Below are 15,147 nucleotides of genomic sequence, written 5' to 3'. Positions count from 1 at the left end.
CGGCCCCGTCCGGCCGCCTCCCCGGATCGATCAACGTGTCGTCGAGAATCGGGCGAATTCGCTCCGCTTCGTCGCAGGCCCGATCCTCGACATCATCAGGAGCTGAGCATGGCCACCAGGCGTGAGTTTGTCAAATCGCTACCCGCGTTCGCCGTGGCGGCGCACCTGATGCAGGAGTCCGGTCCGGCTCGGGCGGCATCGGCCGCGTCGGTGGCGGGCCATTTCGATCCCAAGGGCAAGGCTCCTTCCGAGTTCACCAAGGAAGTCCTCCGCAAGGCCAGGGCCGAGCTCCCCTTCGGCGACGCCCGCGACTTCGAGGAGCAGGAGCGTGGCCTGATCGCCCCGATGAAGGAGATGCAGATCAAGGCCGACGCCGGCAACGTTGCCTGGGACATGGAGAAGTACCGGTTCCTCGACCGAAAGGAGGAATTCGACAGCATCCACCCCTCGCTCCACCGGATCGCCCGGTTGAACAACAACTACGGCCTCTACGAGGTCATCCCGGGCATCTACCAGGTGCGGGGGTTCGACCTGACGCAGGCGACCTTCGTGCGGGGCAAGGCGGGCTGGATCCTGTTCGACCCGCTGGTCGCCGCGGAGACGATGCGGGCGGCGTGGAAGCTCTTCCAGGAGCACGTCGGCAAGGGCCTGCCGCTCACGACGGTCATCTACTCCCACTCGCACGGCGACCACTGGGGGGGCGTGCGGGGCGTGGTCGACGAGGCGGACGTCCGCGCCGGCAAGGTCCAGATCCTGGCCCCTCGCGGCTTCATGGAATATGCGGTTTCCGAGAACGTCTACGCCGGCAACGCGATGAACCGGCGGATGTTCTACCAGTACGGGCTCCTGCTCCCCGTCAATCCTTACGGGTTCGTCACCCAGGGGCTCGGGCACGGCGTGGCCAAGGGGAATGTGGGCCTGATCGCGCCGACGCGGATCGTCGAGAAGGACATCGAGGAGATCGAGGTCGACGGCGTCCGGATGATCTTCCAGAACACGCCGAACACCGAGGCCCCCTCGGAGATGAACACGTATCTCCCCGAGATGAAGGCCCTCTGGATGGCGGAGAACGTCGTCGCCAGCCTGCACAACATCTACACGCTCCGCGGGGCGCTCGTCCGCGACTCCCTGAACTGGTCGAAATCCATCAACGAGGCGCTCTACCGCTTCGGGCGCGAGGCGGAGGTCCTGTTCGCCTCGCACCACTGGCCGCGGTGGGGGAACGATCGCGTCCAGGAGATCCTCCGCGGCCAGCGCGACCTCTACGCGAACTTCAACAACCAGGTCCTGCACCTGGCGAACCAGGGCACGACGATCAGCGAGATCCACAACGTCTTCCAGCTCCCGAAGAGCCTCCAGCAGAGGTGGGATTGCCGGGGCTATCACGGTTCGGTGCAGCACAACGCACGCGGGGTGATCAACCGCTACCTCGGCTGGTGGGACTGCAACCCGGCCACCCTGATCCCACTCTCGCCGGGCGACTCGGCGCCGCTGTACGTCGAGATGATGGGCGGTGCGGCCAAGATCCTCGCCCGGGCCCGGCAACTCCACGACGAGGGGAAGTACCTGCTTGCGACCGAGATCCTCGACAAGCTGGTCCATGCCGAGCCAGAGAACCGGGAGGCGAAGGAGCTGCTCGCCGACGTCTTCGAGCAGATCGGCTACCAGCAGGAGAACCCGGGCCTGCGCAACAGCTTCCTGGCCGGCGCCTATGAGCTGAGGTCGGGCATCCCGCAGGGCGCCGCGCCCAAGTCGACCGGGCCCGACGTGATCCGGGCCATGACCACGGAGTTGTTCCTCGACTTCCTGGGGATCCGCATGGACCCCCGCAGCGCCGAGGGCCTGCGGTTCACGATCAACCTGATCACGCCCGACAACGGAGAGAAGTTCGTCGTCGAGCTGGAAAACGCCACGCTCACGAACCTCCCCGGCTTCCTCGCCGACAAGCCGGACCTCACCCTGACCATCAACCGCACGGATCTGGAACGGGCGATGACCGGCCAGAAGCCGATTCAGGCTCAGCTCAAGGACGGCACGGCGAAGGCCGAGGGGGACCTCGGCGTCCTGGCGAAGCTCGCCGCGCTCATGGTCGAGTTCGACCCCCGGTTCGAGATCCTGCCCGGGACCGAAGCACGGCGTGCCGGCGGCAAGAGGGCCGACCCGTTCGAGGCCGTGCCGGAGGTCACCGACGCGGAGTGATGCCCACCCGGCCCGGCTCCCGTCCGGGGGACCGATCACCCCGGACGGCCCGCGAAGGCAGCCTCAGAAGGTGAGGTTGAGCCGCAGGCCGTAGACGAACGCGTTGTCCGTCGTCAGGTTCCCGGCCCCGGGGCGAAGCCACTGGACGTCCGGGGTGATGTTCAACCACGGGGTCGCCTGGACGTTGTAATAGACCTCGACCCCCGATCCGTTGCGAGGCCCGAAGATCGTCCTGGGGGTGGGGCCGAACTCATTGCTGGCCCCGACGAGGAACCAGCCGAGGCCGAACGTATCGCCGCGGGACTTGCCCAGGGCACTGAAGCCGCCCACGCCCGCGCTCAGGAAGTAGCGGACCGGGTTGGGGTTGCCGTCGGAGAGGGCCGCGCGACCGAACATGCCGAAGCCGCGGTCCGGATTGTCGGTGAATCGCACCAGGTACTGGTCGAAGCCGTAGTAGAGGGAGTATGAGTCCCACTTCACCGGGGTCCTTGCGGCGGGATGGTCGTTCGACCCGCCGGGGAGCCCGAAGCTGTACCGCAGGTCGCTCTGCTCGTTGTGCTTCCAGATCGCGCCGACGTGGTGTTGCCCCGAGAGCCCGAAGAAACGAGTCTTCCTCTTCACCTCCCCGCCGATGATGACCCCCTGGTTGAAGAGGTTGCCGAACTGCATGAAGTCGGCGGTGTGATCCCTCGGGTCGACGACGTACGCACCGAATCCACCCCACCTGCGCGGCGAGACGAAACCCGCCCAGAACGACGAGTACGGCATGCCCAGCAGGAACACCGGGTTGGCGACGAACGACTGGTTCATGAACTGGTCCGTGCCGTCGCCGCCCGCGAAGATGTCCTGGTCCAGCGTCCCGAGCACGTCCTTCTTGCCGACGTAGAGCACCCAGCTCGGCGACAGCGGTTGCGTCAGCAGGAAGTCCGTGATGTAGGGCACGCCCGGGTCATTCGGCCGGGGCGGCAGGAGCGCGGCGAACACGGGGGGCGCGAACGTGCCGGCGCGGAGTGAGATGTTGCCGTACTCGCCGTACCAGTGCTCGGCCCGCACCAGCAACCGCCCGTGGGGCAGCCCTCCGAGCTTCTCGAGGTCGAACAGGAGGTCATACTCACCCCGGCCGGTGTACCGGAAGACGTCTCCCATCCCCAGCGGCGCGGGCACCGGCCGGTTGATCCCGCCGGCGATGCCGACGCCGAACTGGGTGACCCGACCGCCGAAGGTGATGCCCGAGTCCTTCGTCGAAAGGAGGTTGTCGAACAGGTCACCGGTCACCGTCTTGCGGCCCCACGGCGGCCCGGGAGCCGCCGGGGCGGGGGCTGTCGTCGAGGGCTCACCCGACTGTTCCCCGGCCTCGGGAGCCGGCTCCGGGTCGTCCGGCAGGAGGTCAATCGAGTAGGGATGGGCCAGACGTTCCGTCACCGTCTCCGTCCCCGGCGGCGGGTCGGCCTCGGCCCCTCCCTCCTGCGCACGAGACGGCCGGCCCGTGAGGAAGATCACGCCGATCACGAAAACCGTCGTTCGTATCTTCATGGCATGATTCCTAGCACAGGACCGTCGCTCGAGTGCGCATCAGGATCCCCGCCCGACCCGCCACGTTACCTGCCCGATCCTGGCCGTCCGGCGAATGCTCCAGCCATGCCGGGCCGCGCGTGTCGCGGGGGTTGTCCCGCCCCTTGAGGACGAACCGGTTGAAGCCGCCCGCCAGCTCCGAGCCCGAGCCGAGATGACCCGTCACGAAGGGGGATACCCTAACGTCCCTCCCCTCACCCTTGACGGAAGGATTATCGTCCGAATCTGCGGATTGAATCAGATGGTCCGATTGCATGAAAGGAAGACCAAAAAGTGCAATCGATGACCGCAAATAGATTGGAGGGGAACCGGTGACGCGCCTCGTACTGAATTTGACGACTGCAACGGTCGATACAGTGGTAGGGATTAAGAAAGATTCATTGCGAGCGTTGCTTGGGGCCAGAACCGCATGCACCGGATCAACGTGCTTATCGGATGTGTGCTTGCAGCCATCGTAATGCTGCCGGCGACCACTCGAGCCCAGGGGATCGTCGCGCCCGGTGCCGGGCCGATCAACCGTTCCATGGCCGGGGCCTCGACCGCGGCGGCCGTCGACCTCGGCTCCAGTTACTGGAACCCGGCGACCCTCAGCTTCCTGGAGCGGGACGAGTTCCTGATCGGGTCCGAGCTGATCATCCCGAGCATCCACTACTCCGCGGCGCTCCTGGCCGGGTCGATCAACGGGTCCTTGCCGCCCGAGAACCGCTACGGGACCTCGCGGAGCGACAGCGGGGTGCCGACGAATCTGGCCGTCGGGGCCTCCTGGAAGTTCCGGCCCGATTCGCCGCTGACCATGGGATTGCTGATCAGCGGCGTGGTCGGCGGCGGCGTCAATTTCGCGGGGAACTACAACACCCCGACGCTGGCCGGGCGTGTGCCGCCGAACTACTTCGGCCTGGGGCCGGTCTATGCGAACACGACGCTGCTGTCGATCAAGCCGATGGCGTCTTACGCCGTCAGCGATCGGCTCTCGTTCGCGGTCGCGCCGGTCGTCACGACGGGCACCGTCCAGTTCAACCCCGCCTTCTTCGCGCCCGGCCCCGCCGACCAGTACGGGATCGCGACCTTCCCGACCGCGACCAACTCGCGCCCGTTCTGGGGAGGGGGCTTCGAGCTCGGCCTGCTCTACGACGTCAACGACGACTGGAACGTCGGGTTCTCCTACAAGAGCCCCATCTGGCAGGAGAGGTGGAGCTTCAACAGCTACAATCCGGACCTCACCCCGCGCCGGGTCGGCACCCAGGCCGACATCCCGGCCATCTACTCGTGGGGCGTCGCCTACAAGGGCATCGAACGGATGCTGGTCGACGTCGACCTGCGCTACTTCGATTACGCCAACGCGGCCCTCTGGGGCGATTCCATCAAGAGCGGCGGCCTGGCCTGGAGCAGCATCTTCGCCGTGGCCGTCGGCGGCCAGTATCAGGTTACGGACCGGCTCACCCTCCGCGGCGGCTACCTCTTCAACGAGAACCCGATCAGCAGCGTGAAGACCATCTTCAACATCCAGGCCCCCGCGTTCATCCAGCACACGCTGTCGCTCGGTGCAAGCCTGCGGATGACCGATGACATCATGTTCACGGCCGGATGGGTCCACGGGTTCCGCAACGCCATCGAGGGGCCGATCCCCCAGATCCCGGGCAGCTCCGCCCGCATGGACGCCCAGGTGGATTCCATCCTGGCCGGCCTGACCATCCAGTACGGGGCCCGGCGATCGCGGGCCCGGGCCGCGGCAGACGACCCGGCGGGCCCCGCGCCGACGCCGGCCGGCGGAGTTCCGATCGCCGAGTAGACGAGACGGCGGCGAGACCGCTGTCTGCCCGTCCCGTATCGAAGAATCTGATCCACACCCGCAAGGCGGGCCCGCTCGCCCCGGGACCGAAATTCGACTAGAATAGGGTGTACTCGTAGTGTCGCGCTGGTGTTCAGGTCGATCGCGACGGAGTCAGCCCATGGAATCTACGCTTTCGCCCGGCAAGACCGCATCGGCGATCTGGGGGCGCGTGGTGAAGCCGGATCAGGGCAACATGGCGCCTGAGGCCGCGCGGGCAATACTCAAGCTGAAGTTCGACGAGGACGACCTTCGGCGTGTGGACGAGTTGTCCGCAAAGGCGCGGGATGGCACGCTCAAGCCCGGGGAGCGGGTGGAACTGGAGGAGTATATCCGCGTGGATCATGAACTGGCGGTCCTCAAGTCCAAGGCCCGCCTGTCGCTTCAGAAGGTGAAGCCGGCGCGATGAACGATGCCCTCCGGGGTCGAATCCGGAGGCGGGCCCGGTATCGTTGCGAGTATTGCCGGCTCCCCCAGTCCGCGGTATCGACTCGACACCAGATCGAGCACGTCATCGCGGAGCAGCACCGAGGCGACGACGACGAATCTAACCTGGCTCTCGCGTGTACTCACTGCAACTTGCACAAGGGCCCGAACATCGCGGGGCGAGACCCACTCACCGAGGAGTTGTGCCGTCTCTATCATCCTCGCAGCGACCGCTGGAGTGAGCACTTCGCGTGGGAAGGCCCACGCCTCATCGGCCTTACCCCCGTCGGCCGGACGACGGTTCAGGTCCTGGACATGAACGATCCCCTTATGGTCGAAACCCGAGAGGCTCTCATCCAGTTCCGCCGCTTCAAACCGTAAGAATGATCGGAGCCACCAAGCTCTTGCAGAGCGCGGGCGGCCGTAACGCCTCAGGAAACCGAAGACGTCCGGCGGCCGGCCCTGGGGCCCGTACCGTCGGCGGAATCTTCGGACCGAGGCTTGACCCGGCGGGTGAGCACGGCGAAGGGGCTGTCGGACTCTTGCCGCTTGAGCCGGGCGTAGAGGTAGTCGTCGTAGTTGCAGGGGTAGACCGTCAGCTTGCCCGACTCGACCTCGATCACCTTGTTCGCCACGGCCCGGGTGAAGTGCTCGTCGTGCGAGATGAAGCAGAGCGAGCCCTCGTACTCGTCCAGGGCCTCTTCCAGCACGTCGCGGCTGGCGATGTCGAGATGGTTGGTCGGCTCGTCCATCATGATGAAGTTGTGGGCGACGGTCAGGATCCGCGCCAGGCAGAGCCGGGTCTTCTCGCCGCCGGAGAGCGACCCGACGGCCTTGCGGGCGGAAAACGGCGGGCGGAAAGCGGGACACCGCAATTTTGCCGCAAACTGCGAGAGCGGGGCAATTTCCTGTTCATCCTTCGCCGCCGGCGGTATTCTTCGCGGCCCGCCCTGGGTGCGTGGCGTCATCGGCCCCGGATCCCGGAGCGTGGGTACCTCGGAGGCCGAAATGACGCTAAGATGAAAGGGCCATACCTCTCGCCCGCCCCGCCGCCCTTTCGCGCCCGACCACGCCACGGTCGAGGCGCCGCGTCCTGATCGAGGAGCCGCCCGTGGGTCATCGGACTGCCGTCCCCCGATCGATCTCGACCCTGGCCGCCGTGCTGCTGCTCCTGGGCAACCCGAATGCGGCCCGGTGCGACGGGTTCGAGGGGAACGTCCGTCCGCTGCTCCAGCAGCACTGCCTGCGCTGTCATGGCGGCGAGAAGCCCAAGGGGGGTGTCGACCTGTCGAAGTTCGGGGACGAGGCGGGCATCCGGGGCGATCGCGACCTGTGGGAACGGGTCGTGGATGCCGTGGTGGAGCGGACGATGCCGCCGCCCGGAGATCGGGCCGGGCCCAACGAGGACGATCGCCAGCGGGCGGCGGCCTCGATCCGGGCCATCCTCGACGTCACCGACGGCGTCCCCGATCCCGGCCCCAGCCTGATCCAGCGGCTCACGCGGCGGCAGTACAACAACACCATCCGGGACCTGCTGGGAGTGGACACGCGTCCGGCCGACGCCTTCCCCGCCGACGGCGGCGGGGGCGCCGGCTTCGACAACAACGCCTCGACGCTCTTCGTGCCGCCCATCCTGATGGAGCGGTATCTCGCCGCCGCGGCCGACGTGCTGGCGAAGGCCGAGCCGGCGCGGTTCGTCGTCGCCCGACCGGGCGACGACCTGCCCGCCGAGGAGGCGGCCCGACGCTGCATCGCCGCGTTCGCCCGCCGGGCGTTCCGCCGCCCGGTCGAGGCGGCCGAGGTCGAGCGGCCGCTGAGGCTCTATCGCCGCGCAGCGGGCCGGGGAGAGGGATTCGAGGATGCGGTCCGGCTTTCGCTCCGCGCCGTGCTCGTCTCGCCGGCCTTCCTCTACCTGCTGGAGACCGACCGGACCGACGGCGAAGGGCCGTATCGGGTCACCGACCACGAGCTGGCGTGCCGGCTGTCGTATTTCCTCTGGTCGTCGATGCCCGACGGGGAGCTGTTTGACCTGGCCGACGCCGGACGACTCCACGAGCCCGGCGTCCTGGAAATCCAGGTGCGCCGGATGCTCTCCGACCCGAAGTCGCGGTCGATGGCCGAGGACTTCGCCGGCCAGTGGCTCCGCGTCGGCAGCCTGGCGGACCTGGCCGAGCCGGACAGGCGGCTCTTCCCCGAATACACGCCCGAGCTCCGGGACGCGATGGTCGAGGAGGCGGTCGCGTACTTCCACGCCATCCTCCGCGAGGATCGGCCGGTCCTCGAGCTGTTCGAGTCCCATTACACCTTCCTCAACGACCGGCTGGCCCGGCACTATGGCATCGCCGGGGTGGACGGGCCCGAGTTCCGGCGGGTCGAGCTGCCGGACCGTCGCCGCGGCGGCGTGCTCGGCATGGCGGCCGTGCTGACCCTGACCTCCTATCCCAGGCGGACCAGCCCGGTGCTGCGGGGCAAGTGGGTGCTCGAGGAGCTGCTGGGCACGCCGCCGCCGCCCCCCCCGCCGATGATCAAGGCGCTGCCGACGGACGACCGGATCCGGGACGGCCTGACGTTCCGGCAACGGCTGGAGATGCACCGCAAGCGGGCCGATTGCGCCTCCTGCCACTCGCGGCTCGACCCGCTCGGCTTCGGGCTGGAGAACTACGACGTCCTGGGCCGATGGCGCGACCGGATCCAGAAGCAGCCGGTCGACGCCTCGGGCAAGCTGACCACGGGCGAGGAGTTCGTCGGGCCGGCGGCGCTCAGGACGATCCTGATGGAGACCCGGCGCGAGTTGCTGGTCCGCAACCTGGTGGCGCGGATGCTCGCCTACGCCCTGCGACGGGGGGTAGAATACTACGACGCCCCGGCGATCAAGCAGGTCATGGCCGAGCTCGAGGCGAGGGATTATCGGGGAGGAGCCCTGATCACCGCGGTGGTCGAGAGCTTGCCATTCCAGTATCGACGCGGCGAGACGGCAGGGGGGCGGCGATGAGTCGAAGGGAACTTCCGATCACGCGCAGGACCGTGTTGAGGGGCATGGGCACGATGATCGGCCTGCCTCTCCTGGAGGCCATGCGCCCCGCGTCGGCCGGCGCGATCGGGGCGGGGCCGGCCGACGATCGCCCGCCGGTCCGGATGGCCTGCCTCTTCTGGCCCAACGGGTGCAATCCCCACACCTGGACGCCGAAGGGAAGGGGCCGGGATTACGAGCTGTCGCCCATCCTCCGGCCGCTGGCACGGCACCGGGATGACGTGCTCATCCTGACCCGGTTGAGCAATCGGGGCACCTTCACGGGGGACGGCCACTACGTCAAGGACGCCGCCTGGCTGACCGGCACCACGATCCGCCGCACCACCGGATCGGACCTGGACGCGGGCGGCATCTCGATGGATCAGCTCGCCGCCGGCAAGATCGGCGTGCAGACGCGGATCCCGTCGCTGGAGCTCGGCGTCGAGCCGGTGACGACCGGCGTGGACACCAACGTCGGCTACACCCGGCTCTACGGCTCGCACATCTCCTGGTCGAGCCCGTTGACCCCGGTCGGCCGCGAGATCAACCCCAGGCTCGCGTTCGACCGGCTCTTCCGCCCGGGGGCGGTGGCCCGTCGGCGCGACGACCGCGACGACGATCGGAGCGTCCTCGACCTCGTCGCCGACGACGCCCGCGCCCTCCGCGACCGGATCGGCCGGGAAGACCGCCGCAAGCTCGATGAGTTCCTCGACTCGGTGCGCGCCGTCGAGACGCGGATCGCCTTCGAGGCGAGCGATCGCCGTGCGCGGTATGTCGACGACGCGCGGGCGCGGAGGGACATCGAGGAGCTCGGCGGCCGGGTTGACCTCTACAACCGGGACCCCGGCCGGCTGCGCGAGCGGTCGATGGACCATGCCGAGCACGCGGGGCTGATGCTCGACCTCCTCGTCCTGGCCCTCCAGACCGACGCGACGCGGATCGCCACCTTCATGTTCGGCAACTCGGTGAGCAACAAGAACTTCTCGTTCCTGCCGGGCGTGAAGGGGGGCCACCACGAGTTCTCGCACCACGAGAACGATCCGAAGAAGCTGGAGCAATATCAGATCATCACGACCTGGCACATCGAACAGTGTGCCCGGCTGCTCGACCGGATGAAGCAGGTCCGGGAGGGCGAGGGGACGCTGCTGGACCATTCCATGGTGCTGTTCGGCTCCGCCCTGCGCGACGGCAACGAGCACGACCCTCACGACCTGCCGACCGTCCTGGCCGGCCGTGCCGGCGGGCGACTCGCCCCGGGACGCCACCTCGTCTACGCGAAGGATACGCCGCTCTGCAACCTCTACGTCTCGATGCTCGACCGCGTCGGCGTGCCCGTGGAGCGGTTCGCCGACAGCACCGGGCCGCTCGAGGGCCTCGACAACCCGGCGTACGAGGGACGCTCGGCGGGCTGAATCGCCCGCGAACCGTGAAGTGGACCTCATCGTCCAGGCCACTCGGCCCGGAATTCAAGTGATGCTCAGGAGACCGAAGACGCCCGGCGGCCGGCCCTGGGGCCCGTACCGTCGGCGGAATCTTCGGACCGAGGCTTGACCCGGCGGGTGAGCACGGCGAAGGGGCTGTCGGACTCTTGACGCTTGAGCCGGGCGTAGAGGTAGTCGTCGTAGTTGCAGGGGTAGACCGTCAGCTTGCCCGACTCGACCTCGATCACCTTGTTCGCCACGGCCCGGATGAAGTGCTCGTCGTGCGAGATGAAGCAGAGCGAGCCCTCGTACTCGTCCAGGGCCTCTTCCAGCACGTCGCGGCTGGCGATGTCGAGATGGTTGGTCGGCTCGTCCATCATGATGAAGTTGTGGGCGACGGTCAGGATCCGCGCCAGGCAGAGCCGGGTCTTCTCGCCGCCGGAGAGCGACCCGACGGCCTTGTCGACGGCGTCGCCCGAGAAGAGGAAGGCGCCGAGCATCTGCCTGAGGGCGCCTTCGCTGGCGCCGGGGTGGACGTCCCTCAGGTTGGCGATCACGGTCGACTTCATGTTCAGGGCTTCGACACGATGCTGGGCGAAGTAGGTGGCGAAGACGTTGCTGCCGAACGCCACATCGCCCTTCGTCGCCGCGTGGACGCCCGCCAGCAGCTTCATGAGCGTCGTCTTGCCGGCCCCGTTGGGCCCGACCAGCACCACCTTGTCGCCGCGCTCGATCTCGAGGTCGAGGCCCCGGTAGACCACCTTCTCGCCGTAGGCGAAAGTCACGTCGGCGAACCGGGCGACGACCTGGCCGCTCCGGGGGGGTTCGGGCAGTCGGATCCGGACCGAGGCGTTGTCGGACCGGGGGGCGTCGATCCGATCGATCTTGTCCATCGCCTTGAGGCGGCTCTGGGCGCGTGCGGCGGTGGCCGCGTTGGCGCGGTTGCGATCGACGAAGTCCTGCATCTGGCGGAGCTTCTTCTGCTGGGTGTCGAACGACGCCTGGTGGACCGTCAGCCGATGCTCCTTCTGAGGGAGATAGGCCGAGTAGTTGCCGGCATAGGTGTAGAGATTGCCCAGCTCCAGCTCGAACGTCTTGGTGATCACGCGGTCGAGGAAGTCGCGGTCGTGGCAGGTGATCAGGATCGCGCCGGGGTAGGAGCGGAGGAACTCCTCGAACCACTTGACGCTGAGGAGGTCCAGGTGATTGGTGGGCTCGTCGAGGAGGAGGATGTCGTGCTCGAAGGCGAGCAGGCCGCCGAGCGCCAGCCGCATCGCCCAGCCGCCCGAGAGGGTGGCGACCGGCGCGTCGAGCTGGGCGACCGAGAACCCGAGCCCCAGCAAGATCGCCTTGGCGCGGGCCTCCATCTCGTAGCCGCCGGCGGCGACGAACGCCTCCATCGCGTCGTCGTAGTCTTCCAGGGCCTGGGGGTCGCCGTCCTCGAGCCCCTTCATGACCGCCTTGAGCCGGATGTCGGCCTCGGTCCAGGGGCCGAGGTGGTTGAGCATGTTCTCGAAGACCGTCCCCTCGCGGAGGGGATGGATCTCCTGGGAGAGATAGCCGACCGAGCACTTGCGGTCGCGGAGGAGCTCGCCGGAGTCCAGCGTCTCCTCGCCCGTGAGCACCTTGAACAGGGTCGACTTGCCCGCGCCATTCTTCCCGAGCAGCCCGATCCGCTCGCCGCGGACGATCGAGGCGTCGATGCCGTCGTAAATCGTCTGATTGCCGAACTTCTTGCGGGCGTTGATCAAACGGATCATCGGGATTTCGTCTCGCGGTTCAGGCGGGGAAGGAGCGTAAGCCGGGACGCCGATCGAAGTCCCGCCGGGACCGTCCTCGCCATCGGGCGCGGAGAGTCGAAAAGGAAGCCGAAAATAATACACGCATTGAGGGGCTTCGGCAAGGGACAACCGCCGCGGATTGGCTTCCGGCGGCTCCCGGGTTGAGGTCCGGTGCTTTCCCCTCGAAGCGTCTCCGCGACGTTTGTAAGATGAACGAATCGGCGGCCCGGGCGAGCGGGCTCGTCGGGGAGTCTCCGCCATGTCCGGCACTTTCGCAAACGATCCCGAGTTCGCCGCCACGATCCAGAAGCCACGGCGTACGGGATTCGGGCTCGTGAATACCCTCGTCTGCCTGGGCGTGATCGTGCTCGTCATCCTGTACCTCCTGCCGGACCTCTTCCCCAGCGAGGCGCGGCAGGCGGCCTGCCGCGCCCAATGCGCCTACAACCTCAAGCAGATCGCGCTGGCGATGCACAATTACGCCTCGGATCACGGGGCCTTCCCTCCGGCCTGCACCGTGGACGCCAGCGGCCGACGGCTTCATAGCTGGCGGACGCTGCTGCTGCCTTACCTCGAGCAGAAGACCCTTTACGAGTCCATCGACCTGTCGAAGCCCTGGGACGACCCGGCCAACGCGAAGGCGCTCGAGGCCAGGCCGACCGTCTACCGCTGCCCCTCCTCATCGGCGCCAAGAGATTCGACGACGTACCTCGCCAACGCGGCCGAGGGTGGCTGCCTGATCCCGGGAAGGCCCCGCCGATTCGCCGAGATCTCCGATCCGACCGGTGCGACGATCCTGGACATCGAGGCCGACGACGGGCACGCCGTCCCGTGGATGGCCCCGATCGACGCCGACGAATCGCTCATCCTCGGCCTGTCCCAAGCGTCGAAGCCGAACCACCCCAGTGGGTTCAACGCGGGGATGGTCGACGGCTCCGTGAGATTCCTCAAGCCCACCCTGCCGGCGACGGTGCGCCGGGCTTTGATCTCGATCGCCGGCGGCGACAACCCGAGGGGGGACGTGTATTAGCACGGTTTGTCGACCGATTGGAGACGCAGAGCGGACGGCACGCGGAGCGTGCCTGCTTCATTTGGGAATGCCGTCGGTGGGAAAACTGTGCAGGAGACAGACTCTCAGAAGTTCGACGCCAGGATGCGGGCGTCGATCTGGAAGTAGGCGGCAAGGCGACGGATCATCGCCCGCGTGAAGGGCTTCTTGCCGGCAAGGACCTCGGAGACCGAAGACCGGGGGATCTCCGCGGCGCGGGCCAGCTCGGCCTGGGTCAGGCCGTTCGCCTCCATCAGGTGGCGGAGCATGTCGGCGTCGGAGGCGGGCTCGATCGGATGGTGAAGGTCCTCATAGGTCGCGACGAGATCGCTCAGGGCATCCAGGTACATCACCTCGCCGGGACCGAGTGCGTCGCGGGCAAGCAGGTCGTCCATCACCGACTGGGCCTTCTCGAGATGGGACTCGGAGCGGATCGAGGCGAGGGGGAAGGCACGCACGAGGTCCAGGTAGGCATCCTGATTCTCGCCCCGCAACGCGAACGAAGATCGTGCAGGCATCGTTCAACCTCGCCGGCGTCCGGGGCCGGGCTCCCTGGGCCGGGGCGGGGGCGTGTGACAACCACACTCCTCCCTCTAGCGCGGATCGTCGTATTCGCGGTGGGACATGACCCGGAGCACGAAGACTTTCTGGCTCGAGAAGAGGACACGCGTGACCAGCCGATACCTGTTCCCGCCGATGTTGAAGACGATACAGGTCCCGACCAGGCTGGCGTTTCCAAACACGGCACGAATGTCGCCCCAGGATCGCCACGCGACCGATCGATGGCCGACGTGGGTGTGCCAGGCCCGAAGCGGTCCCTCCGAATCGTCGTTCCCGGCCAACTCCCAGAAGGCCCTCAGCCTCGCCTTCGAGATCACCCGCATCCCTCCTCCTCACACCGGGCGAACCACCCGGTCGATCCTAGTTCGTGATACACGAACAGGCAAGTCGACCTTCGAGTTCGGGCCACGCGCGGTTTCCAGGTCGAGGTCCTTAAGCTCTCTCTCGTCGCCTCGCCGTGACGTTTGTAAGATGAAGGTATCGGCGGCCCGGGCGAGCGGGCTCGCCGGGGAGTCTCCGCCATGTCCGGCCGCTTCGACCACGACCCGATGTTCGCCGGCTCGATCCGCAAGCCGGAGCCCCCGGGATTCCGAATCCTGAAATCCCTGGGCTGCATGGTCCTGATCGTGCTCGTCCTCCAGTGCTTCCTGTTCCTCCTCTCGGACCTCTTCCGCGGCGGTGGCCGGGAGGCGGCCCGCCGCGCCCAGTGCGTCAACAACCTCAAGCAGATCGCTCTGGCGATGCACAATTACGTCTCGGATCACGGGGCCTTACCCCCCGCCTGCACCGTGGACCCCAGCGGCCGGCGGCTCCATAGCTGGCGGACGCTGCTGCTGCCCTACCTCGAGCAGAAGGCCCTTTTCGACTCCATCGACCTCTCCAGGCCCTGGGATGACCCGGTCAACGCGAAGGCGCTGGCGGCCATACCGTACGTCTACCGCTGCCCCTCATCGACGGCGCCGAGGAACGCCACGACGTACCTCGCCAACGCGGCCGAGGGCGGCTGCCTGATCCCGGGAAAGCACCGCCGATTCGCCGAGATCTCCGATCCGACCGGTGCGACGATCCTGGACATCGAGGTCGACGACGGCCACGCCGTTCCCTGGATGGCCCCGATCGACGCCGACGAATCGCTCATCCTCGGCCTGTCCGCCGGGTCGAAGCCGAACCATATTTGGGGGTTCAACGCGGGGATGGTCGACGGCTCCGTGAAGTTCCTCAAGGTCACCCTGCCGGCGACGGTACGGCGGGCCCTGATCTCGATCGCCGGCGGCGACGGGCCGAAGGCTGAGGAATTCTGA

At 67.5% G+C, this 15,147-nt stretch carries 14 protein-coding genes; 8 read left to right on the top strand and 6 right to left on the bottom strand.

Annotated features, from left to right (window positions below; all coding sequences use genetic code 11):
* Positions 1–108 precede the first annotated feature (108 nt).
* Positions 109–2,199, top strand: a complete 2,091-nt coding sequence (locus G6O54_RS25875) for an alkyl/aryl-sulfatase (protein WP_165229709.1) — start codon at positions 109–111, stop codon at positions 2,197–2,199.
* 63 nt (positions 2,200–2,262) lie between these two features.
* Here the strand turns inward: G6O54_RS25875 and G6O54_RS25870 are convergent, their stop codons facing one another.
* Entirely contained in the window at positions 2,263–3,732 is a 1,470-nt protein-coding gene (locus tag G6O54_RS25870; protein WP_165229706.1) for a carbohydrate porin, read from the bottom strand.
* Between the two features lie 10 nt (positions 3,733–3,742).
* Positions 3,743–3,937, bottom strand: coding sequence for a hypothetical protein (locus G6O54_RS25865; RefSeq protein WP_165229703.1), 195 nt, complete (start codon positions 3,935–3,937; stop codon positions 3,743–3,745).
* A 291-nt stretch (positions 3,938–4,228) separates the two neighbouring features.
* On the opposite strand from G6O54_RS25865, the gene G6O54_RS25860 reads away from it, so the two are divergent.
* The 3 genes from G6O54_RS25860 (at position 4,229) to G6O54_RS25850 (ending at position 6,406) form a co-directional block, all read left to right on the top strand.
* Positions 4,229–5,560, top strand: a complete 1,332-nt coding sequence (locus tag G6O54_RS25860; protein ID WP_165229700.1) for an OmpP1/FadL family transporter — start codon at positions 4,229–4,231, stop codon at positions 5,558–5,560.
* A 160-nt stretch (positions 5,561–5,720) separates the two neighbouring features.
* Positions 5,721–6,008 carry a hypothetical protein gene (locus G6O54_RS25855; RefSeq protein WP_165229697.1) on the top strand — a complete coding sequence of 96 codons (288 nt, stop codon included), beginning with the start codon at positions 5,721–5,723 and terminating at the stop codon, positions 6,006–6,008.
* The gene (locus G6O54_RS25850; RefSeq protein ID WP_165229694.1) at positions 6,005–6,406 is read left to right on the top strand and encodes an HNH endonuclease; all 402 of its coding nucleotides are present in this window, start codon (positions 6,005–6,007) and stop codon (positions 6,404–6,406) included. The genes G6O54_RS25855 and G6O54_RS25850 overlap by 4 nt, the downstream gene beginning before the upstream one ends.
* Before the next feature lie 50 nt (positions 6,407–6,456).
* Here G6O54_RS25850 and G6O54_RS25845 read toward each other — a convergent pair whose 3' ends face one another.
* Positions 6,457–6,993, bottom strand: a complete 537-nt coding sequence (locus G6O54_RS25845) for an ATP-binding cassette domain-containing protein (protein ID WP_165229691.1) — start codon at positions 6,991–6,993, stop codon at positions 6,457–6,459.
* Positions 6,994–7,136: 143 nt separating this feature from the next.
* On the opposite strand from G6O54_RS25845, the gene G6O54_RS25840 reads away from it, so the two are divergent.
* Positions 7,137–9,017, top strand: a complete 1,881-nt coding sequence (locus tag G6O54_RS25840) for a DUF1592 domain-containing protein (protein WP_165229688.1) — start codon at positions 7,137–7,139, stop codon at positions 9,015–9,017.
* Positions 9,014–10,447: a DUF1552 domain-containing protein gene (locus G6O54_RS25835; protein WP_165229685.1), complete on the top strand. Its 1,434-nt coding sequence runs from the start codon at positions 9,014–9,016 to the stop codon at positions 10,445–10,447. Before G6O54_RS25840 ends, G6O54_RS25835 begins: the two co-directional genes overlap by 4 nt.
* 65 nt (positions 10,448–10,512) lie before the next feature.
* On the opposite strand, the gene G6O54_RS25830 is transcribed toward G6O54_RS25835, so the two are convergent.
* On the bottom strand, positions 10,513–12,216 hold the full coding sequence (locus G6O54_RS25830; RefSeq protein WP_165229682.1) for an ABC-F family ATP-binding cassette domain-containing protein: 1,704 nt from the start codon (positions 12,214–12,216) through the stop codon (positions 10,513–10,515).
* Between the two features lie 280 nt (positions 12,217–12,496).
* On the opposite strand from G6O54_RS25830, the gene G6O54_RS25825 reads away from it, so the two are divergent.
* Positions 12,497–13,267, top strand: coding sequence for a DUF1559 domain-containing protein (locus G6O54_RS25825; RefSeq protein ID WP_165229679.1), 771 nt, complete (start codon positions 12,497–12,499; stop codon positions 13,265–13,267).
* A gap of 104 nt (positions 13,268–13,371) precedes the next feature.
* Here the strand turns inward: G6O54_RS25825 and G6O54_RS25820 are convergent, their stop codons facing one another.
* Together G6O54_RS25820 and G6O54_RS25815 are read right to left on the bottom strand one after the other, a co-directional pair.
* Positions 13,372–13,803, bottom strand: coding sequence for a helix-turn-helix domain-containing protein (locus G6O54_RS25820; RefSeq protein ID WP_165229676.1), 432 nt, complete (start codon positions 13,801–13,803; stop codon positions 13,372–13,374).
* Between the two features lie 75 nt (positions 13,804–13,878).
* Positions 13,879–14,169 carry a type II toxin-antitoxin system HigB family toxin gene (locus tag G6O54_RS25815; protein WP_205679042.1) on the bottom strand — a complete coding sequence of 97 codons (291 nt, stop codon included), beginning with the start codon at positions 14,167–14,169 and terminating at the stop codon, positions 13,879–13,881.
* A 198-nt stretch (positions 14,170–14,367) separates the two neighbouring features.
* Between G6O54_RS25815 and G6O54_RS25810 the strand changes: the two genes are divergently transcribed.
* Complete coding sequence (locus G6O54_RS25810; protein WP_250847085.1) at positions 14,368–15,147, top strand: DUF1559 domain-containing protein; 780 nt, start codon at positions 14,368–14,370, stop codon at positions 15,145–15,147.

The organism is Aquisphaera insulae (assembly GCF_011064615.1).
GTDB lineage: Bacteria > Planctomycetota > Planctomycetia > Isosphaerales > Isosphaeraceae > Aquisphaera > Aquisphaera insulae.
This window is presented reverse-complemented; position numbering and strand designations above follow the sequence as displayed.

Coding starts and splice junctions, on each gene's coding strand:
- G6O54_RS25845 (WP_165229691.1), bottom strand. CDS start 6,993: ATGACGCCACGCACCCAGGGCGGGCCGCGAAGAATACCGCCGGCGGCG.
- G6O54_RS25830 (WP_165229682.1), bottom strand. CDS start 12,216: ATGATCCGTTTGATCAACGCCCGCAAGAAGTTCGGCAATCAGACGATT.
- G6O54_RS25870 (WP_165229706.1), bottom strand. CDS start 3,732: ATGAAGATACGAACGACGGTTTTCGTGATCGGCGTGATCTTCCTCACG.
- G6O54_RS25855 (WP_165229697.1), top strand. CDS start 5,721: ATGGAATCTACGCTTTCGCCCGGCAAGACCGCATCGGCGATCTGGGGG.
- G6O54_RS25815 (WP_205679042.1), bottom strand. CDS start 14,169: ATGCGGGTGATCTCGAAGGCGAGGCTGAGGGCCTTCTGGGAGTTGGCC.
- G6O54_RS25825 (WP_165229679.1), top strand. CDS start 12,497: ATGTCCGGCACTTTCGCAAACGATCCCGAGTTCGCCGCCACGATCCAG.
- G6O54_RS25820 (WP_165229676.1), bottom strand. CDS start 13,803: ATGCCTGCACGATCTTCGTTCGCGTTGCGGGGCGAGAATCAGGATGCC.
- G6O54_RS25860 (WP_165229700.1), top strand. CDS start 4,229: ATGCTGCCGGCGACCACTCGAGCCCAGGGGATCGTCGCGCCCGGTGCC.
- G6O54_RS25850 (WP_165229694.1), top strand. CDS start 6,005: ATGAACGATGCCCTCCGGGGTCGAATCCGGAGGCGGGCCCGGTATCGT.
- G6O54_RS25875 (WP_165229709.1), top strand. CDS start 109: ATGGCCACCAGGCGTGAGTTTGTCAAATCGCTACCCGCGTTCGCCGTG.
- G6O54_RS25835 (WP_165229685.1), top strand. CDS start 9,014: ATGAGTCGAAGGGAACTTCCGATCACGCGCAGGACCGTGTTGAGGGGC.
- G6O54_RS25810 (WP_250847085.1), top strand. CDS start 14,368: ATGTCCGGCCGCTTCGACCACGACCCGATGTTCGCCGGCTCGATCCGC.